The organism is Hyphomonas sp., from assembly GCF_041398385.1.
Classification (GTDB): domain Bacteria; phylum Pseudomonadota; class Alphaproteobacteria; order Caulobacterales; family Hyphomonadaceae; genus Hyphomonas.
This window is the reverse complement of sequence record NZ_JAWKUW010000007.1, coordinates 41,778-62,307: the sequence shown is the minus strand read 5'-3', so window position 1 is coordinate 62,307 and position 20,530 is coordinate 41,778. Positions and strand designations below refer to the sequence as shown.

Below are 20,530 nucleotides of genomic sequence, written 5' to 3'. Positions count from 1 at the left end.
GCACAGCCTGGGAGCGCTATCAAAAACGCTGCCATTAACACTGAACGGATCATTTTGTTCTCCCTTGTTTTCTTATTATTTCGCCCGCCTACTGGCAGCCCTCGACCTTAAAGGGGCAAAGGCAGAAAGTCGGTCTTGCTTACCTCATTGACGATACGATTTCGAAGCGGCGCACCGAAGCCGTCCGCGGAAATCTCGAACGAGTCGCCCGGCCGGGTCTCCACCCCATCCGCGAAACTCAGCGTTGCCGTGCCGAAGAAGTGGACATGAACATCGCCAGGCCGCCGAAAGCCGGCATACTTGAAATGGTGCGCTTCGAGATTGGCGACCGAATGGCTCATATTGCTTTCGCCGCTGGCGAATGGCTTTTCCCATACGGTCTTCCCGTCCCTCACGATCCGTGACACGCCGCGAATGTCCGCGGGCAGGTCTCCGAGGCGAAGTTCCGGACCGATGGCGCAGGGCCGGAGCTTTGAATGCGCGAGATAGAGATAGTTGATCCGCTCCATCTTGTGGTCGGAAAATTCATTGCCAAGGCAGAAGCCGAGGCGGCGCGGCCGTCCGTCCGGCGCGATGACGTAAATGCCGGCTAATTCGGGCTCTTCGCCCCCGTCCAGCGCGAAGCCGGGTGAGATCAGGTCGCCGCCGGGACGAACAACTGACGTGCCGTCTCCCTTGTAGAACCATTCCGGTTGCACGCCCTCTTGCCCGCCCTCCGGTTTGCCGCCTTCCAGCCCCATGCGGAACATCTTCATGGAGTCCGTCAGCGAATTTTCCGTCCCGGACAGTTTCGCATGCATGGCGTCACGCGTGTCGGCGCTGCCAAGATGGGTGAGCCCCGTCCCCGTTACGAGAAGATGAGCCGGATCAGGATGCGTGATCGGTGGGAGGATACGACCTTCGCGGAGTAATGCCTCATAGGACAGGCAGTCCGCTCCCGGCGCGGCTTCCACCGCTTCCTTAAGTCCGATGCCATCTTCAATCGCTGTCAGTGCGAGTTCGTACAAAGACGTTGCGGACCCGAGCGGCACAAGTGCTTCGCCATCGCGGACACGCGCGACCCGCGCACACCCCGCCTCGTCGAGATACTGGACCAAATTCACTGGATGCCTTCCTCTCCAGCGTCCCTGACCTGAATGAAATCCCGCCGCGACTCCTCGAGCAAAACCTGCATTGCCCGGCCCGCTTTCTCGCCATCGCGCATCAGGATCGCATCGCAGACAGCCTTGTGGCGAGGCAGCGACAGATCGTGTGTTTGCGGATGGCGGCTGGTGAGCTCGATTGAGTACCTGAGCGCATTGTAAAGGGTGCGACCGATATGGGCGAGAAACGGGTTCTGTGTCGCATCGACAATCGCCTGATGAAATTGAAGATCGGGATCTAAAAGGTCAGAGGCAGTGTCAGCATCCTCCATCGCTTCATAGGCAGACCGAATTCGATTGAGGTCGTCGCTCGTTGCGTTTTTCGCCGCGAGCGCCGCGGCGCCCGGCTCGTAGACCATGCGCGTATCGAAAAGGAAATCGATGAAGGCCTGCTCAGGCAGCGACTGAATCGTCCACCGCAGCACATCGGGGTCCAGCATGGACCAGCTTTCACGCGCCCTCACCGTTGTGCCAATGCGTGACCGGGACTCGACCAGTCCTTTCGCCATCAACACTTTTGTGACTTCACGAAGGATGGGCCGGCTAACCTCGAACTCTTCGCCAAAATACTGCTCGCTCGGCAACCGGTTGCCGACCGGATAGTCGCCCGAAACGATTCGCAGACCCAGTGTCTCGACGAGCTGTTCGGTCAGATTGCGCGGCTTCAGTGACATGGGACAACCGATGTGTTGGCAGAATCTTGCTCATATTGTATGACCAGATAAATTCAAATCAAGTCGCCTGGAACGAGCGGCGGGGAAACGGTACGGGGATAGCCACCGAATGGCCGACCAAAGCAGGAAACTCCGGTCCCAGGCCTGGTTCGGAACAGCCGACAAGAACGGCTTCATGTATCGATCCTGGATGAAGAACCAGGGTTTCCCCGCGCACCAGTTCGACGGGAAGCCCGTCATCGGCATCTGCAATACCTGGTCGGAACTCACACCATGCAATGCGCATTTGCGCGGTCTGGCCGAGCGGGTGAAACAGGGCGTCTACGAGGCCGGGGGCCTTCCGGTCGAATTCCCTGTGTTTTCGAATGGCGAATCGAACCTTCGCCCCACGGCGATGATGACCCGGAACCTTGCCAGCATGGATGTGGAAGAGGCCATTCGCGGCAATCCCGTCGATGGCGTCGTCCTTCTCGTCGGGTGCGACAAGACCACACCAGCCCTTCTCATGGGCGCAGCCAGTTGCGACGTGCCCGCCATTGTCGTCAGCGGAGGGCCGATGCTGAACGGCTACCACAAGGGAAAGCCGGTCGGCTCCGGGACCCTGGTCTGGCGAATGAACGAGCAATTCAATGCCGGCGAGATCAGCCTCAACGAGTTCATGGCAGCAGAACAATCCATGTCGCGGTCTGCCGGGTCCTGCAACACAATGGGAACCGCCTCGACAATGGCCTGCATGGCTGAAGCCCTTGGCGTCACGTTGCCCGAGAACGCCGCCATTCCAGCTGTAGATTCCCGACGCTACGGGCTCGCCCACCTGTCCGGTATGCGCGCCGTCGAAATGGTCAACGAAGATCTCACTCTGTCAAAGCTGCTCACCCGCGAAGCCTTCGAGAATGCCATCCGCGCGAATGCCGCAATCGGCGGGTCGACCAATGCGGTCATTCATCTGAAAGCCATCGCTCAGCGCATTGGTGTCGAACTCACGCTTGACGACTGGCAGACGTTCGGTGCGGGCGTGCCGACGCTGGTTGACCTCCAACCTTCCGGCCGCTTCCTGATGGAGGAGTTTTACCATGCTGGCGGCCTGCCGGTCGTACTCCGCCGGCTTGGGGAACTCGGGGTCCTGAACCGGGACGCGTTGACGGCGAATGGCAAGCCCCTGTGGGACAACGTCAAGGATGCCAACTGCTACAATGACGAGGTGATCCGCCCAGTGAACAAGCCGCTCGTCGCGAGCGGCGGCATCTGCGTCCTGCGCGGAAATCTCGCCCCAAGGGGGGCCGTCCTGAAGGTATCGGCAGCGACACCAGAACTCCTGAAACATCGTGGCCGCGCTGTCGTCTTCGAAAACTTCGATGACTACAAGGCCCGCTTCGCCGATCCGGACCTCGACATCGACGAGACGTCCGTCATGGTACTGAAGAACTGTGGCCCTAAGGGATATCCTGGCATGGCGGAAGTCGGAAACATGGGCCTGCCGCCGAAGCTGTTGAAGCGGGGCGTCACAGATCTTGTCCGTATCTCGGACGCCCGGATGAGTGGCACGGCATTCGGCACGGTCGTCCTCCATGTCGCACCGGAGGCGGCTGAGTTCGGTCCCCTCGCCACAGTCCGGAATGGCGACATCATCGAGCTCGATGCGCGCGCAGGCCTCCTGCACCTCGATGTCCCAGATGATGAAATTGAGGCCCGCCTGGCAGAGCTTCGTACCAATGCCGTAGTGCGCCCCGCCGGAGGTTATGAAGGCCTTTACCGGCGTCATGTTCTGCAAGCGGACGAAGGCTGCGACTTCGATTTTCTTGTCGGATGTCGCGGCGCCGATGTTCCACCCCATTCCCATTGAGCAGCACCGTCGTGTCCACCATCCCTCCCCTCACGAACACCTACCCAAGCCTCGCCGGCCGAACTGTGTTCATTACTGGGGGCGCAACAGGTATCGGGGCGGAGCTGGTGGCAGCGTTCGCTGGACAACAGTGTAAAGTAACCTTTGTAGACCTGCAGGCGGAGGCGGGAGAAGCCACTGCCGGGGCGACCTGCGCCCGCTTCATCGAATGTGACTTGCGCGACACTGGCAAACTCTCCGGCATCATCGCGAAGACTGGCGAAATCGACGGCCCGGTAAGTGTCCTCATCAACAATGCGGCGGACGATACACGTCATGACTTCCGTACGCTGACCGAAGCCGGTTGGGACGACCGGATCGCGGTGAACCTTCGCCATGCCTTCTTCGCCATTCAGGCAGTTCATCCGCAGATGCGCAAATTGGGCCATGGATCGATCGTCAATTTCGGTTCAATGAGCTGGTATGAGTGCCAGGGCGGCATGACAGGCTACACGACGTCCAAGGCCGCCATTGAAGGCATGACGCGTGGCCTTGCCCGCGACCTGGGCGCTGACAACATCCGCATCAACACACTGGTGCCGGGCTGGGTCATGACGCCGAAGCAAAAGGCATTGTGGGTCGGCGAAGACGTCAAGAGCGAGATCGAACGCGGCCAGTCACTTAAGGGCGAGCTGCTACCGCAGGATATCTGCGCAATGGCGCTGTTCCTTGCCTCCGACGATTCACGAATGTGCACAGCACAATCCTTCATCGTCGACGGCGGCTGGATATGAGTCTTATGATTGAAAGAAAACGGGAGGTCACATGAAACAGGTTCTTGCCATTTTTGTTAGCGCTCTCGCCCTTGCCGCATGTGGGTCCGGCGGCTCAGACAGCAAAGACGACGACCAGCTCACCATCGGCTTTTCGCAGGTCGGGTCGGAAAGTGGCTGGCGAACATCCTTCAGCCAGGCTGTGCAGGCCGAGGCCCGGGAACGCGGCATTGACCTCAAATTCTCGGACGCGCAGCAGAAGCAGGAAAACCAAATCCGCGCAGTGCGCAGCTTCATCGCGCAAGGTGTCGACGCAATCATCATCGCGCCCGTAGTCGAGACCGGCTGGAAGCCGGTGCTGACCGAAGCCAAGCGCGCGGGCATTCCGGTCATCATTATTGACCGCAACATGGCCCTCGAAGATGACAGCCTCTACCTCACCCGCGTCGCTTCCGACTTTGTCGAGGAAGGCCGCAAGGCTGCGCGTTGGCTGATGGAAGAGACCAGTGGCGATTGTGACATCGTCGAGCTGCAAGGCACCGTCGGCGCAACGGCCGCCATAGATCGCATGACCGGCTTCAACGAAGTGATCGCAGACTATCCGGACGCCAAAATTGTCATGTCGCAGACCGCTGATTTCACCCGCGCCCGTGGAAAGGAAATCATGGAGACCTTCCTGCGCGCGATGGACCCAGCAGACATCTGTGCGGTCTGGGCTCACAATGACGAAATGGCCCTGGGCGCCGTCATCGCGATGAATGAAGCCGGGATTGATCCTGGTGACGACATTCTTGTTGTGTCTGTCGATGCTGTCCCAGACATCTTCAAGGCGATGGCCGATGGCGACACAAACGCCACGGTCGAGCTCAGCCCCCATATGGGCGGCCCCGCCTTCGATGCGATCGAAGCCCACCTGCGTGGCGAAAGTGTGCCGAAGCTGATCTCGGTAAATGGCGATCTCTTCACCCAAGAGACCGCAGCCGAGGAATATCAGAAGCGGACTGCCGACTGACCCGATGACCGCTACTGAACCGCTCTTGTCGCTTCGCGGAGTCCGGAAAGAATTTCCGGGCGTAGTCGCGCTGGACGATGTCGACTTCGATGTAAGACCTAGCGAAGTCCATGCCCTGCTTGGTGAGAATGGCGCGGGCAAGTCGACACTCATCAAGGTCCTGACCGGCGCCGATCCGCGCGATAGGGGGGAAATGTGGCTGGACAGCGAGTCGCTTTCGCCGCGATCGGTCGGCGAGGCGCAAGCGGCGGGCATCAGCACGGTCTATCAGGAGGTCAATCTCCTGCCGAACTTGTCAGTGGCGCAAAATCTCCTGCTCGGCCGCGAGCCGCGCCGCTTTGGCCTGACGGACTGGAAGCGGATGAATGCCGAGGCGCGCGAAACGCTGAAGCGTTTCCGTCTCGACATCGACGTGTCTCGCCCGCTGAGCCAGTTCTCCGTCGCAATACAGCAACTGGTCGCGATTGCCCGAGGCGTCGATCAGAAGGCAAAGATCCTCGTGCTGGATGAGCCGACGGCGAGCCTTGATGCTGGTGAAGTCGAGATCCTGTTCGATATCCTGCGCAGCCTGCGCGCCGACGGCCTTGGTATCATCTTCGTCACCCATTTTCTCGATCAGGTCTACGAATTGTCGGACCGGATCACGGTGCTGCGAAACGGTCAAAAAATCGGAACATTCAATACTGCCGCCCTGCCCCGGGCGAAGCTCATTCAGCACATGCTCGGCTATGAGCTGCAGGGAACAACCGCCGGCCATGCGCCCCAGACCACATTGGCAGGAACAAAAGATGCGGCGCTGGAAGTGGACGGTGCCTGCGTCCACGGCTCAATACAGAACATTAGCCTGACGGCATTGTCAGGCGAAGCAATAGGGCTCGCCGGCCTGCTCGGCTCCGGGCGCACGGAAGTTTGCCGTGCGCTCTTCGGCCTCGATACACTATCGGCCGGGAAAATCTGCCGCAACGGAATTGAGGTAGGCATCACGTCGCCGCGGGGCGCCATCGCCAATAGCATCGCGCTCTGCCCCGAGGACCGCAAGACAAACGGCATAATTGGCGATCTCAGCGTGCGGGAGAACATCGCAATCGCCCTCCAGGCGCGGCGCGGCTGGTGGCGGCCGATCCCTCTCCGCGAGCAACGCACCCTTGCCGGGACGGCGATTGCCAATTTCCGAATTGCAACGCCAGATATGGAAAAGCCCGTGAGGCTTCTCAGTGGCGGAAACCAGCAGAAAGTCATTCTGGCGCGCTGGCTCGCCATCGAACCGGACGTGCTGCTCCTCGATGAACCAACGCGCGGCATCGATATCGGCGCACATACCGAAATCCTGCGCTTGATCCAGCAACTCTGCGACCGCGGCATGGCTCTGATTGTGACATCTTCGGAACTTGAGGAACTTGTCGCATTCAGTCACCGCGTAGTTGTGCTCAGGGACTTCCGTCAAATTGCTGTCCTGGAAGGAAACGCAATTACGGAAGACGGCATACTTCAGGCCATCGCATCATGAACGGTCTGAGGAGAATGTTTGCGGCACTGAAACGCCATGGCGCACTTTGGCCACTTACTGCGCTCGGCCTTATCTGGCTGGTTATCCTGATCGCAAATCCCGGCTTCTTCGCCTTCACGGTTCAGGACGGAAGACTGTTTAGCGGATTTATCGATATCCTGAACCGGTGTGCTCCAGTCGCGCTCATAGCCATCGGAATGTCGCTCGTAATCGCGACCGGAGGTATCGACCTCTCGGTCGGAGCTGTCATGGCGATTGCCGGAGCCGTCGCGGCCAACCTAATAGTCGGAAGCGATCTACCGGTCATCCTCATTGTGGGGATTGGGCTATGCGCAGGCCTTGCAGCCGGGTTGATGAACGGCACGCTCATCGTGGGCCTGGGAATACAGCCTATTGTCGCAACGCTCATCCTGTTGGTAGCCGGGCGGGGTGTAGCGCAGCTTCTGAACGACGGACAGATCATCACTTTCCAGAACGAAGCATTCGCGTTCATTGGTGTTGGCATCCTGCTTGGCCTGCCGATGCCTATCTGGCTCGTTCTTTTCATTCTGGCCGCAATGCTCTTTCTGACCCGCGGGACAGCGCTTGGCATGTTCATTGAGGCCGTGGGTGCCAACGCCTCGGCAAGCCGGCATGCAGGTATTCCTGTGAGGTCGATTAAGCTGGCGGTCTACGGGATCGCGGGCATCTGCGCCGCACTCGCGGGTCTTGTTGCTACGGCTGACATTCAAGGCGCCGATGCAAACAATGTCGGCCTCTGGATAGAACTGGATGCAATCCTTGCCGTTGTTATTGGCGGGACAAGCCTGATGGGGGGACGCTACTCGCTCGTGCTGGCAGTCATCGGTGCCCTGATCATCCAGTCCCTTAACACCGCAATCGTGCTTTCGGGAATACCCCCCAAGTTCAACCTAGTCATCAAGTCAGTGGTGATTATAGGCGTACTTCTATTGCAGTCATCCGTTGCGCAGGCGCAGCTCGCGTCGCTTCGCGAGAGGCTCTCGACATGATAGCAGCTCGCCACGCGCCGATTCTGATCACGACTGCACTATTTGTGGCACTCTTTGTTCTGGGCTCGGTCCAGTACGAGGGCTTCGGCACGGTGCATGTATTTCTGAATCTCTTTACCGACAATGCCTACCTCGCGGTCACCGCAATCGGAATGACCTTCGTTATCCTTTCGGGTGGGATAGATCTTTCGGTCGGCTCCGTAATCGCGTTCACCGGGGTGTTGACTGCAATACTCATTCAGTCCGGATGGCCGCCCTATGTGGTATTCCCACTTGTTCTTGCCATCGGATGGGCATTCGGCGCGGGAATGGGATGCCTGATACACTGCTATAAGCTTCAGCCATTCATCGTCACGCTGGCCGGCATGTTCCTGATGCGCGGTCTGGCGATTGTTATCAGCGAGCGATCAGTACCGATCGAACATGCTGCCTATGATGCTATCAATACAATGGGGATTATTTTGCCTGGACGAGGGTTCGTTGGCGCGCAGACACTGCTGCTCGCTATCGTGCTGGCATGCGCTATCATCCTTGCACATTACCGCCGCTTCGGAACCTACGTCTACGCCATTGGCGGCGATGCAGAATCCGCACGGCTAATGGCTGTCCCGGTGGCGAACACGACGATCCGTATCTACGCACTCAGCTCTTTCCTCGCAGCACTTGCCGGGATCATGTTCTCTTTCTACACATCGTCCGGCTACGCGCTGGCGGCAGTCGGATTGGAATTGGACGCTATCGCAGCCGTGGTGATCGGCGGAACTCTGCTAACGGGCGGATCCGGCTATATTGTCGGGACAGTTGTCGGCGTCATGCTGATGGGGCTCGTTCAGACTTACATCTCTTTCAACGGCTCTCTGAACAGCTGGTGGACGAAGATCGTCATTGGCGTTCTCGTTCTGGCTTTCGTTTGTGTACAACGTATTCAACGCCCTCGTGAGGATAATTAGACCATGCGGGATGGTGCTTACCGCCATGCAATCCTTTTCAGGCCTTTGGCCATGTGCACGCAGCACTTTTCCAATCAATGCTCCGGGTAACTGCGGGATTAGGGAAGATCATCACATAACGCCAAAGCAGCAAGAGGCTCCAGGTTCCCTGAGCAACAACAATCCGGATGGGGAGAGGTCGTGATGAAGTTCAAATCGATATTGGCACTGGCGTTGAGTTTTGCCTTTTCTGGCTGCGTCGCAACAGCTCCTGTCCGAACGGTTGGAGGGGCCGAAGCTGCTTATCCCAAAGTCAGCGTGGGTGACGCTTTCGCCACAGTTGTGCCCGTAGCAGGCACGCCGGTTAGGGTAAGCTTCATCACGGACAAAATTGTGCACGTTGTAGCGGACCCGGACGGCGACTTTGCGCGTGACGAAAGTCTGATGGTGGTAGCGCAGGACAAACCGGACGGGATCAGTGTGAAGGAAGCCGATGGCGCGGTGGAGCTGCGGTCCACTTCGCTCGTGGCGCGGGTCGATGGCACGACCGGAAAGGTCAGCTTCCTGCACCCCGATGGCAGACCGATCCTGAGCGAGGCCCCTGCGCGGGAGTTCTCGGCAAAGACTGTGGGTGGCGAACCCTTCTATGCTGTACGTCAAGTGTTCGCGTCTGATCCCGGCGAAGGCTTCTACGGCCTCGGCCAGCACCAGATGGGTCAGATGAACTTCAATGGCGAGAATGTGGAACTGGCGCAGCACAACGTTGCGATTGCGATGCCCTTCCTCATCTCCACCGGGGACTATGGCATTCTGTGGGACAACAGCTCGATCACACGGTTTGGTGACCCACGACCGTTCGCCGGCCTCGATGACACGTTGGTCGTTCGCGACCGCGACGGCGCTGAAGGCGGCCTGACGGGCGAGTACTATTACGAGGGCGAACTCGTTGCGACGACGCAGGAAGGCGATCCGGATTACCAGTTCCTTCCAGAAGACCAGTTCGCGACAGGCGCGGGCGAGCGGGACGTGTTTCCTGCCCCGCTGGGCACAAAGTCGCCGGATAAGGTGGTGTGGACCGGTAGCGTCGAGGCGGAGACAGCAGGGCTGCACAAGTTCCAGGTCTACGGCAGCAGCTATATCAAGGTGACAGTGGATGGCGAGGAAGTGGTGAACCGCTGGCGCCAGAACTGGAACCCGAACAACTTCAACTTCGAACTGGAGATGGCGCCGGGCAAACGGCACGCGGTGGAGATCGAATGGCTACCGAATGACGGCTATTTCCGCATAATGCACCTGGACCCGATTCCGGAGGACGAGCGGAATGCGCTGAGCCTGTCTTCCGAGGTGGCGCAGGTTCTGGACTACTATTTCATTCTTGGCCCATCGGCGGACGAGATCATTTCCGGCTATCGCCAGCTTACCGGCAAGTCGGTGATGCTGCCGCGCTGGGCTTACGGATTCTGGCAGAGTCGTCAGCGTTACACGACGCAAGACGAACTTCTGGACGCGCTGGCGGAGTATCGCGCGCGGGATATCCCGATCGACAATATCGTGCTCGACTGGTTCTACTGGCGCGAAGATGACTGGGGATCGCACAAGTTCGACCCGGCGCGCTTTCCTGATCCGGGCGCGATGGTGGACGCGGTTCATGACATGCATGCGCAGGTGATGATCTCTGTTTGGCCGAAGTTCTATCCGACGACGGATAATTACAAGGCGCTGGACGAAAAAGGCTGTATCTATCGCGGCAATATCGAGCGCGGCGCGTTGGACTGGGTTGGTCCTGGCTATCTTAACGCATTCGTGGACCAGTATTCCGAAGAATGCCGGAGATTGTTCTGGAGCCAGATGCAGCGGGAAATTGACGCATTGGGCTTCGACGCCTGGTGGATGGATGCAACCGAGCCGGATATGCACTCCAACGTGTCACATGCCGATCGTGCATATCGCATGGGTCCGACCGCAATGGGACCGGCGGAGCAGTATTTCAATTCCTTCGTGCTGATGAATTCGCGGGCGGTCTACGAAGGCGAGCGGGCCGGCACGGAGCCGGACGAACGCGTGTTCATCCTGACGCGGTCAGCCTTCCCCGGCATCCAGCGCTATGCGTCTGCGTCGTGGAGTGGCGATATCGTAGCGCGATGGGATGACCTGCGGGAGCAGATCTCCGCAGGCGTAAACTTCTCCATGTCCGGAACGCCGAACTGGACGCACGACATTGGCGGCTTCTCGGTGGAGCAGCGGTATTCGTCAGAAGACCCGGCGCATGTCGACGAATGGCGGGAACTGAACACACGTTGGTACCAGTTCGGGGCCTTCTCGCCAATCTTCCGGTCTCACGGGGAATACCCTTTCCGGGAAGTGTACAATCTGGCCGAAGACGGTTCCGCGGTGCAGAACACGCTGATAGCGTATGACAAGCTGCGTTATCGCCTTATGCCGTACATCTACACACTGGCGGCTGACACGTATCACAAAGATGGGACGATTATGCGCGGTCTCGTGATGGATTTCGAGAATGATCCGGTCACCTGGGACATCGCGGATCAGTACATGTTCGGCCCGGCTTTTCTGGTGAGCCCTGTGCATGAGTACAAAGCCCGCTCGCGCTCCTTGTACCTGCCAGCAGGTGCGGACTGGTACGATTTCCTGACGGGCACGAAATATGCCGGCGGACAATGGATCCAGGCGGCTGCGCCGCTGGACTGGATGCCCCTTTATGTGAAGGCTGGCTCCATTGTCCCGATGGGACCAGATATTCAGTATACTGCTGAAGGAATTGGCAAAGAAGTAAGCTTATTCGTGTTTACAGGAGCAAATGGCTCATTTGAATTATACGATGATGATGGTGAAACATACGCCTATGAGCGCGGCGAGTGGAGCCGGATTCCAATTCGCTGGGATGAAAGCGAGCAGCAGCTGATTATCGGCGACAAGTTGGGCGAGTTTGGCGGCCAACAGGAATTCAAAGTCCACTTTGTAACGCCTGGCACCGGGAATGCCCCGGCCAACTCAAAGCCAGATTCGACGGCAATTTATTCCGGACGAAAGATTGTTATTGAGAAAACGCCGTGAAGGTCGACCTCAGCGTATTGTCACGTTTATGCTCGTAGCCGTGAAATCGGCGATAAATCGCAAAAAGCGGCATTCGGACCTCGAGACCATTCGTTTGGACAAGGTGGCGCTTTCCGTTTGTTTCTGTGTGGAGGGGAAACACGGATTCGAATCCAACATAGGCTTTCCAAAATGCTTGGGGCATCTTTACGGCCTGAACGGCCGCAATGGGCCAATCTTCGCCATCCCGCAATTCATCGCTGCAAACCCGGCAGGGGCCACTCCTCAACATTGACCGGCAAGCAAACCGATCCACCGCTCACACGTTTTCCTTCTTCCTCGGCACCGTAGCACGTCGCGTCCTCGCCCGCGCTTTCGGCTTCGGCAGCAGGCGGAAGCGCGTCTGGCACCAGGCGAAGCCGACGCCGACATCCAGCAAGGCATCGGACCGTCCGCACGGGCACGCGAACTCCATGACGTCGAGCACGCGGTAGGTCTCGCCCGCGACCAGGGGCACGGGCTGCCCGGTCACGTGGTTCGGGGCCGCGTTCACGCACAGGACCAGATCGCCGGGGCCGACAGCATCGCTCATCGCCCCGATCCTTTAGCACAAGCGGCAGGTCCGGCCTATGCTCCCGGCAAGCCAGCCGCGTCCGGCCAAAAAAAAGCGGCCACCTGAAGGTGGCCGCAACGTTTGCTTGATTGTTCTTGAGGCGGCAGCCGATCAGGCGGCTTCTTCGATCTCTTCGTCCTCGTCGGAATATTCTTCTTCCTCGTCCGAGTACTCTTCTTCCTCAAATTCGACTTCGTAGAGGTGTCCGTACACGACATCTTCCGGGATGGTGGCGAGGCGGGCCAGCATGTCTTTGCCCTCGGCTTCGCCTTCTGCGTCGCTCCATTCCACGTCCGATGCTTCCATGAAGAAGTCGACGTCGGTGATCGCATAGCCTTCGTCGTCGAACGAGGCTTCGATCTTCTCCATCGCTTCTTCGTCGCTGGCAGCGTAGACCGCGACCATCACGTGAGCGTATTCCATTCCCTCCAGGGCGCCATCGCTCCCTTCACCGCACTCCACTTCGCAGGACATCAGATAGGCAGTTTGCGACACAGTCTTTCTCCGTAGTTGTTCGCAGGGATCCGGCCTCCCGAGGGGTCACGCCAAATGGCAGGGACTCCTCCGGCGAACCGGCGGCATCAGTCTCAGGAAGCGCAGCAGCCAGGGTCGCCAGCTACGCGCGTCACGCCAGCCAACCCGTATTCGCAAGCCTACTGCTTCATGATCGGGGAGAAAGTCGCACGAATATTTTAATAACCCGCTAACTTTTGGCGGACGATTCGCCGGCGCGCGATTTTTTTAATCTCTTTTCGCGCCCAGCCAGGCCAGGACGCCCTCGCCCGCCGCCATCCCGGTCGCGAGGCAGGCGGTCAGGAGGTAGCCGCCGGTCGGGGCATCCCAGTCGATCATTTCGCCGGCAACGAAACTGCCCGGCCGGGCGGTCAGCATCAACCGCGCATCCACCGCATCCCAGCGAACGCCGCCAGCGGTCGAGATGGCCTCATCGAGCGGTGCAGGACCAGTCAGCTTCAGCGGAAGGCGCTTGATCGCCGCCGCCATGGCGTCGGGCGTCGTGAGGTCATCCGCTGATACGCATTCATAAAGCAATGCGGCCTTCACCCCCGTCAGCTTCAGTGCCTTGCGCAGGCGGTTGGCGCGCGATTGTTTCGGATCGGCCGCCGCCAGCCTGCGGGCAATCTCCGCCTCGGCGAGGTCCGGCAGCAGGTCCAGCCACAGCGTCGCCGTGCCTTCCGCCTCGATCTCGTCGCGCAGGACTGCCGACAAGGTGAAAACGCCGCCGCTCTCGACGCCCGCCGCGGTCACCACGAACTCTTCCCGCGTCTCCCTGCCGCCAGCCGATAGCCGGACAGGCTTCACCGGAGCGCCCGCGAAGTCGCGCCGCATCCGGTCCGACCAGTCGACCGTGAACCCGCAATTGGAGGGCCTGAACGGCGCAAGCGGCACGCCCGCTTCCGCGAACGGCCTGGTCCACGCCCCATCGGAGCCAAGCCGGCGCCAGCTGCCGCCGCCGAGCGCGAAGACGGTTGCGGCCGGATTGACCGTCACCGCACCATCCGCCGTATCGAAAACCAGCGCGCCCGCCTCATCCCACCCGGTCCAGCGATGCCTGAGATGCAGCCTGACGCCCTGCCTGCCCAGCCGGGCGAGCCAGGCACGCAGCAGCGGCGAAGCCTTCATCATCGAGGGAAAGACGCGGCCCGTCGGCCCGGTGTGCGCCTCGATTCCCAGCCCGGCCATCCAGGTGATCACCTCACCCGGTCCGAAGTCACGAATGACCGGCTCCAGACGGTCACCCGGCGCAACATAAAGGCGCGTAAAGTCAACTATGTCACCCTCATGCGTCACATTCAGGCCGCTCTTACCCGCCATCAGGAACTTGCGTCCAGCACTCGGCATGGCGTCGTATACGTCGACGCCAATCCCCGCTGCGGAGATTGCATCGGCGGCCATCAATCCCGCAGGGCCGGCACCGACAATGGCAACCCTGTCAGTCTTCACGGATGACCCGCGCCTTGCCGCGCCCCAACGCCAGCGCCTTGATCGCGCCCCGGAAGGTCTGCACTTCCTGCTGCGTCCAGTCGGCCCGGATGAGGGCGGCGCGGAGGTTGTCCTTCATCAGCGCGGTCTTCTCCGGCGGGAAGAAATATCCTGCTCTTTCAAGCTCTTCCTCGAAGTGCTCGAACATGCGGTAGAGCTCGTCGCGCGGCGCAAGGGCTCCGAGGCCGGCCTTCACGGCCTCGTCGTCGCCTCTTGGGCCGAGCGCAATCCTGCCCCATTCACTACAGAAGACGCAGACGGCCTGGGCCAGGTTGAGGCTCTTGAAGTCCGGGTCGACCGGGTAGGTCATCAGGAAGTCAGACAGCGCCACGGCATCGTTCGGCAGGCCGGATTTCTCCGCCCCGAACATAATGGCGGACTTGCCGGCACGAAGGCGCGCATGCGCCGTCTCCGCCGCGTCACGGGCGTCGCCGACGCGCTTCTCCATGCCTCTCAGGCGCGCCGTCGCCGCCGCCAGCCAGGTGATCCCCTCCAGCGCTTCGGGCAGCGTCTCATAGACGGAAACCGTGACACCCGCCCCGAACGCCCCCGCCGACATCGTCTCCGCCGCCGGATTCGGCCAGCCATCGCGCGGCGCTATCAGACGGAGATCCGTCAGACCAAAGTTGCGCATGACACGCGCCGCCGCACCGATATTTTCGCCCAGCTGGGGCGAGTGGAGAATGATGGCCGGGCTGCGGTGATCTGCCATGTGGGAACCTGTTTTGACGCCTGCCCGGGCTCTGCTATAGGCCTGCCAGACTATTTCAAGCGCAAGGACTTCCAAACATGTCGAAAATCAAGGTCAAGAACCCGATCGTCGAGATGGACGGGGACGAAATGACCCGGATCATCTGGCAGCTTATCAAGGACAAGCTGATCCACCCCTACCTCGACGTTGACCTGAAATACTACGACCTGTCGATCCAGAAGCGCGACGAGACGGACGACCAGATCACCATCGACGCCGCCAACGCCACCAAGCAGTACGGCGTCGCCGTCAAATGCGCCACGATCACGCCGGACGAAGCCCGCGTCGAAGAGTTCGGCCTGAAGAAGATGTGGAAGTCGCCGAACGGCACGATCCGTAACATCCTCGGCGGCGTCGTCTTCCGCGAGCCGATCGTGATCTCGAACATCCCGCGCCTCGTGTCCGGCTGGACCCGTCCGGTCGTGGTCGGCCGTCATGCCTTCGGCGACCAGTACAAGGCGACCGACTTCCTGGTGCCGGGCAAAGGCAAGCTGACCATGAAATGGGAAGCTGCCGATGGCTCCGACAGCAAGGAATACGAAGTCTTCGACTTCCCGTCGGCCGGTATCGCCATGGGCATGTACAACCTCGACGACTCGATCCGCGACTTTGCCCGCGCCTGCCTGAACTACGGCCTGCAGCGTAAATGGCCGGTCTACCTGTCGACCAAGAACACGATCCTGAAAGCCTATGACGGCCGCTTCAAGGACATCTTCCAGGACGTCTTCGACAACGAGTTCGCGGACAAGTTCAAGGAATTCGGCGGCACCTACGAGCACCGCCTGATCGACGACATGGTGGCCGCCGCCATGAAGTGGTCCGGCGGCTATGTGTGGGCCTGTAAGAACTATGACGGCGACGTCCAGTCCGACACGGTCGCGCAGGGCTATGGCTCGCTCGGCCTGATGACCTCCGTGCTGATGACGCCGGATGGCAACACGGTCGAGGCCGAGGCCGCCCACGGCACCGTCACGCGCCACTACCGCAACCACCAGAAGGGCGAAGCGACCTCGACCAACTCGATCGCCTCGATCTACGCCTGGACGCAGGGCCTCGACCATCGTGGCCGGATGGACGACACGCCGGAAGTCCGCAAGTTCGCCCAGACGCTGGAGCAGACCATCGTGAAGACCGTCGAAGCCGGCTTCATGACGAAAGACCTCGCCCTGCTCGTCGGCCCGGACCAGAGCTACCTGACGACCGAAGGCTTCATCGAAAAAGTCGCCCAGAACTTTGAAGAGGCGATGGCGAAAGCCTGATCGCCCCGCGCGTTCCAAACAAAAGCCCCGCAGGACATCCTGCGGGGCTTTTTCTTTGTCACCGGTCAGGCTTCGCCTAGCAGCTCGCGGACATGGTCCTCAAGGTCCAGCTGGCGCAAGCGCTTCAGCCGCTCCACGAGCAAAATCCGGCGCAGGCGCTGATAAGCGACATCCAGATTGTCATTCACGATGACATAGTCGTAGCGGCGCCAGTGCATGATCTCGCGCTTTGCGTCTTCCATACGCCGCGCGACGATTTCCGGAGTCGAGCCCGGCCGGGCCGCGAGCCGCTCCTCAAGCGCGCTGATCGTCGGCGGAAGGATGAAGACCGAAACAACGTCGTTCGGCATCTGGTCGTGCAAGGCATCGGCGCCCTGCCAGTCGACGTCGAACAGGACATCCTCGCCCGCCTCCAGCCTGGCGACCGTATCGGCCCTTGGCGTGCCGTAATACTTGTCGAAGACATGCGCCCATTCGAGGAATTCCCGCCGTTCGATCATCCCGTGGAACTCTTCGGAGGACTTGAAAAAATAGTCCTTTCCGTCGACCTCGTTCGGCCGGGGCGGACGTGTCGTCGCCGAAACGGACAGCTTCGCGTCCCTGAACTCTTCGAGCAGCATTTTGGACAGCGTGGTCTTGCCTGCGCCCGAGGGACTGGACAGGACCAGCATCAGACCCCGGCGGCGGCCGCTATCCTTTGGGTGTCCGCTATTCGACATTGGCGGCCTGCTCCTTGAACTGGTCGATAAGTCCTTTGAGGCCGAGTCCCGCATTCGTCAAATCGAGACTTGCCGATTTCGAGCAGAGCGTATTGGCCTCGCGGTTGAGTTCCTGCGCCAGGAAATCAAGTTTCCGGCCCACGGGCGACCCGGCCGCAAGCAAGCCATGCGCCGTATCGAAATGAGCCGACAGCCGGTCCAGCTCTTCGCGAACATCCGCCTTGGCAGCACTCAGCGCAACTTCTGCGGCAAGCCGCTCCCGGTCAACGCGGCCGTCTGTGTCCAGCTCGGCGAGTTGCTTTGTCAGGCGCTCATGGACAAGCTTGGGCTGCGCTGCGGCGAGGGCTTCAGCCTGCGCACGGTGGGACTCCATATCGGTCACAAGGCCTGCCAGCAGCGCTTTCAGCACGTCGCCTTCTTTCAGCCGTTCCGCCTGCAGGGCCGCCAGTGCCTGTTCTCCGGCTTTCGCCAGCATGGCAACGACACCCTCATCGGCTCCCAGATCGCGAAGGCTGGAGCCACCGGCCTCCACAACGCCTTTGACCGCAACCAGGCTGGCCAGCGCCTCACCCGATAGTTCCATTCCAAGTCGCTTCTCGACCGTTGCCACAAGCGAATCGAGCAAGGCCTGATTGATGGTCGCCTGATCGCCGCTATCAGCCAGGTCGATCCGCAATGACACCTGGAGCGAGCCGCGCTGGAAAAATCTGGGAGCCGCCGTTTTGATTGCCCGTTCGACAGCATCAAAGCCCGGCGGATAGGCGACGCGCACATCCAGCCCTCGGCCGTTGACGCTTTTCGCCTCCCACGCCCAGCTGCCCCATTCCGCCTCGCCCGATACACGTGCAAAGCCGGTCATCCCCGAAAGATTGCTCATTCCCCTGCCCGTTCCCTCGCGATTTCCTTGCGCTCATAGGCGCGGTAAGCCGCGACATTCTGATTATGCTCTTTCAGCGTCTTCGCGAAGAGATGCCCGCCCTTCCCATCCGCGACGAAAAAGATATATTCCGTGTGCGGCGGGTTCAGGACAGCGGCAATCGCGCCGCGCCCCGGATTGCAGATTGGCGTCTTCGGAAGACCATCAATCTGGTATGTGTTCCAGTCGGTCTTGCGGTCGATTTCCGAGCGCCGCAGCGTGCGGCGCTGGCCTTGCGCATTGTACAGCGGCTCCCCCTTAGAGATGCCGTAGATGATCGTCGGATCGCTTTCGAGACGCATGCCCTTCTTCAGGCGCGTCGTGAACAGGGCCGCAATCTCGGGCTGTTCTTCGACCTTGCCGGTTTCCTTCTCCACGACCGAGGCGAGAATGATCGCTTCGTAAGGCGTCTTGACCGGAATTTCCGGATCGCGCCGGGCCCACAGCTCATCGATCAGCGCTTCCTGCGCCGACTGCATCTTTGCGATCAGCTGAACGCGCGTCATGCCGCGATTAAAGAGGTACGTATCCGGAAGAAGCGATCCCTCGGCAATTTCCTCCGTAGGCATCTCTCCCGTCAGCACCGGATCGGCTTCGATGATTTTCAGGAGCTGGTCGGTCGTGCGCCCTTCCGGCAGCGTGATCTTGTGAAGGACAGCCTTCCCCTCGACCAGAATTTCCAGAACATCTGCAAGGCTTGCCTGATGCGTTATCTCGAATTCGCCGGTCTTGATGGCAAGCTCGGTCCCGTCCAGCTTCGCCTTCAGGCGCATGAGCTTTGCATCGCGGATAATACCATCCGCCTCAAGACGGGATGCAACGCCGGCGAGGCTCTCGCCCGGCTTCACTGTAAAGGTCACGTCTTCTTCGAGGGGGCCAGCCTTGGCCAGCTCGTTCTGCATCCACAGCCAGCCGCCGCCCGCTGCGGCGCCACCGAGGATGACGGCCAGAAGGACCAGCGAAAGCAGACCTTTCAGGATTTTCATGCGTCGCCTCGATCAGGGAATCCGGAAGCACACAGATTAAGCTGCGTGCCGGACTCCGGAAAGGGACTTACCTTACCTCGCGCATGACGAGGCTTGCATTCGTGCCGCCAAAGCCGAAGCTGTTGGACATGGCAGCGCGCACGCGGCCCTTCTTGGCCTTGTGCGGAATGAGATCCAGCACTGTCTCGAAGCTCGGATTGTCGAGGTTGAGTGTCGGCGGCATCACCTGGTCGCGGATGGCGAGGGCGCAGAATGCGCCTTCGATCGCGCCGGCCGCGCCCAGCAGGTGGCCGACGGCCGACTTGGTCGACGACATGGACATGTTCTTCGCATGATCGCCGAAGACCCGCTCGACCGCGCCCGCTTCGCCTTCGTCGCCTTTCGGCGTCGAGGTACCGTGCGCGTTGACATAGTCGACTTCGGTCAGGTCGATGCCGGCATGCTTCATCGCCATCTTCATGGCGCGGTAGCCGCCTTCGGCGCCTTCAGCCGGCGCCGTGATGTGGTAGGCGTCGCCCGTCAGGCCATAGCCGACGACTTCCGCATACATCTTCGCGCCGCGCGCTTTCGCGTGCTCGTACTCTTCCAGCACCAGCACGGCCGCGCCTTCGCCCATGACGAAACCGTCACGGTCCTTGTCATAAGGACGCGACGCCTTTTCCGGCGTGTCGTTGAAGTTCGTGGACATCGCCTTGGCGGCACAGAAACCGGCAATGCCGATCCGGCCGATCACGGCTTCGGCGCCACCGGCCACCATCACGTCGGCATCGCCATACTTGATGAGGCGCGCAGAGTCGCCGATGGCATGCGCGCCCGTTGCACAGGCGGTCACGACGGCGTGGTTCGGGCCCTTGAAGCCATGCTTGATCGAGACCTGGCCGGAGGCGAGGTTGATTAGCGCGGATGGGATAAAGAACGGGCTGACCTTGCGCGGGCCATGCTCGTGCAGGGTGACGGCCGTTTCGTAAATCGACTCAAGGCCGCCAATGCCGGAACCGATGAGAACGCCCGTGCGTTCCTGGTCTTCCGCTTCGGTCGGACGCCAATTGGCATCCTCGACGGCCTCTTCTGCTGCGGCGAGCGCATACAGGATGAATTCGTCGATCCGGCGCATCTCCTTCGGGGAGACGAACTTGTCCGGATCGAACGCATGAGGATCGCCTTGGCCGCCGCCACGTCCCGTGACCCACGGAACCTGGCAGGCGATCTTGGAAGGCATGTCGGAGGGGTCGAACGTATCGATCCGCCCAGCGCCGGACTTGCCGGCAATGAGGCGTTCCCACGTGGCTTCTCGCGTCGCCGCAAGCGGCGACACGATTCCAATGCCGGTAATGACGACGCGGCGGTCAGACATGGAGACCC

Annotated in this window: 18 protein-coding genes; 8 read left to right on the top strand and 10 right to left on the bottom strand. The window is 60.5% G+C overall.

Translation table 11 applies throughout. The annotated features are described in order from the left end of the window. Positions 1–107: 107 nt before the first annotated feature. Positions 108–1,103, bottom strand: coding sequence for an AraD1 family protein (araD1, locus tag R3C13_RS12990; RefSeq protein ID WP_371311256.1), 996 nt, complete (start codon positions 1,101–1,103; stop codon positions 108–110). Then, a complete protein-coding gene (locus R3C13_RS12985) occupies positions 1,100–1,816 on the bottom strand; it encodes a FadR/GntR family transcriptional regulator (protein ID WP_371311255.1) in 717 nt (238 codons plus the stop codon). The genes araD1 and R3C13_RS12985 overlap by 4 nt, the downstream gene beginning before the upstream one ends. Positions 1,817–1,925: 109 nt before the next feature. Here R3C13_RS12985 and R3C13_RS12980 point away from each other — a divergent pair, with 109 nt between their 5' ends. The 7 genes from R3C13_RS12980 to R3C13_RS12950 all read left to right on the top strand — a co-directional run bounded on the left by R3C13_RS12980 (position 1,926) and on the right by R3C13_RS12950 (position 11,944). Further along, positions 1,926–3,659: an IlvD/Edd family dehydratase gene (locus tag R3C13_RS12980; RefSeq protein ID WP_371311254.1), complete on the top strand. Its 1,734-nt coding sequence runs from the start codon at positions 1,926–1,928 to the stop codon at positions 3,657–3,659. Positions 3,660–3,670: 11 nt separating this feature from the next. Beyond that, positions 3,671–4,432, top strand: a complete 762-nt coding sequence (locus tag R3C13_RS12975) for an SDR family NAD(P)-dependent oxidoreductase (protein ID WP_371311253.1) — start codon at positions 3,671–3,673, stop codon at positions 4,430–4,432. Positions 4,433–4,463: 31 nt separating this feature from the next. Next, the gene (locus tag R3C13_RS12970; RefSeq protein WP_371311252.1) at positions 4,464–5,423 is read left to right on the top strand and encodes an ABC transporter substrate-binding protein; all 960 of its coding nucleotides are present in this window, start codon (positions 4,464–4,466) and stop codon (positions 5,421–5,423) included. Between the two features lie 4 nt (positions 5,424–5,427). Further along, on the top strand, positions 5,428–6,930 hold the full coding sequence (locus tag R3C13_RS12965) for a sugar ABC transporter ATP-binding protein (protein ID WP_371311251.1): 1,503 nt from the start codon (positions 5,428–5,430) through the stop codon (positions 6,928–6,930). Positions 6,931–6,944: 14 nt separating this feature from the next. Beyond that, positions 6,945–7,940 carry an ABC transporter permease gene (locus R3C13_RS12960; protein WP_371311250.1) on the top strand — a complete coding sequence of 332 codons (996 nt, stop codon included), beginning with the start codon at positions 6,945–6,947 and terminating at the stop codon, positions 7,938–7,940. Further along, entirely contained in the window at positions 7,937–8,890 is a 954-nt protein-coding gene (gene yjfF, locus R3C13_RS12955) for a galactofuranose ABC transporter, permease protein YjfF (RefSeq protein ID WP_371311249.1), read from the top strand. Before R3C13_RS12960 ends, yjfF begins: the two co-directional genes overlap by 4 nt. A 183-nt stretch (positions 8,891–9,073) precedes the next feature. Further along, complete coding sequence (locus tag R3C13_RS12950; RefSeq protein WP_371311319.1) at positions 9,074–11,944, top strand: TIM-barrel domain-containing protein; 2,871 nt, start codon at positions 9,074–9,076, stop codon at positions 11,942–11,944. Between the two features lie 298 nt (positions 11,945–12,242). On the opposite strand, the gene R3C13_RS12945 is transcribed toward R3C13_RS12950, so the two are convergent. The 4 genes from R3C13_RS12945 to R3C13_RS12930 form a co-directional block, all read right to left on the bottom strand. After that, a complete protein-coding gene (locus tag R3C13_RS12945; protein WP_371311248.1) occupies positions 12,243–12,515 on the bottom strand; it encodes a hypothetical protein in 273 nt (90 codons plus the stop codon). A gap of 132 nt (positions 12,516–12,647) precedes the next feature. Continuing rightward, on the bottom strand, positions 12,648–13,031 hold the full coding sequence (locus R3C13_RS12940) for a hypothetical protein (RefSeq protein WP_371311247.1): 384 nt from the start codon (positions 13,029–13,031) through the stop codon (positions 12,648–12,650). 246 nt (positions 13,032–13,277) lie between these two features. Further along, on the bottom strand, positions 13,278–14,498 hold the full coding sequence (locus tag R3C13_RS12935) for a TIGR03862 family flavoprotein (protein ID WP_371311246.1): 1,221 nt from the start codon (positions 14,496–14,498) through the stop codon (positions 13,278–13,280). Beyond that, the gene (locus R3C13_RS12930) at positions 14,488–15,249 is read right to left on the bottom strand and encodes an RNA methyltransferase (RefSeq protein WP_371311245.1); all 762 of its coding nucleotides are present in this window, start codon (positions 15,247–15,249) and stop codon (positions 14,488–14,490) included. The genes R3C13_RS12935 and R3C13_RS12930 overlap by 11 nt, the downstream gene beginning before the upstream one ends. A gap of 77 nt (positions 15,250–15,326) precedes the next feature. Here R3C13_RS12930 and R3C13_RS12925 point away from each other — a divergent pair, with 77 nt between their 5' ends. After that, positions 15,327–16,547, top strand: a complete 1,221-nt coding sequence (locus R3C13_RS12925) for an NADP-dependent isocitrate dehydrogenase (RefSeq protein ID WP_371311244.1) — start codon at positions 15,327–15,329, stop codon at positions 16,545–16,547. A gap of 65 nt (positions 16,548–16,612) precedes the next feature. On the opposite strand, the gene gmk is transcribed toward R3C13_RS12925, so the two are convergent. From gmk to fabF, 4 genes are all read right to left on the bottom strand, one after another. After that, entirely contained in the window at positions 16,613–17,266 is a 654-nt protein-coding gene (gene gmk / locus R3C13_RS12920; RefSeq protein WP_371311243.1) for a guanylate kinase, read from the bottom strand. Further along, positions 17,256–18,143, bottom strand: coding sequence for a YicC/YloC family endoribonuclease (locus R3C13_RS12915; protein ID WP_371311242.1), 888 nt, complete (start codon positions 18,141–18,143; stop codon positions 17,256–17,258). The genes gmk and R3C13_RS12915 overlap by 11 nt, the downstream gene beginning before the upstream one ends. Beyond that, the gene (gene mltG, locus R3C13_RS12910; RefSeq protein ID WP_371311241.1) at positions 18,140–19,168 is read right to left on the bottom strand and encodes an endolytic transglycosylase MltG; all 1,029 of its coding nucleotides are present in this window, start codon (positions 19,166–19,168) and stop codon (positions 18,140–18,142) included. Before mltG ends, R3C13_RS12915 begins: the two co-directional genes overlap by 4 nt. A gap of 67 nt (positions 19,169–19,235) precedes the next feature. Beyond that, complete coding sequence (fabF, locus tag R3C13_RS12905) at positions 19,236–20,522, bottom strand: beta-ketoacyl-ACP synthase II (RefSeq protein WP_371311240.1); 1,287 nt, start codon at positions 20,520–20,522, stop codon at positions 19,236–19,238. Positions 20,523–20,530: the final 8 nt, after the last annotated feature.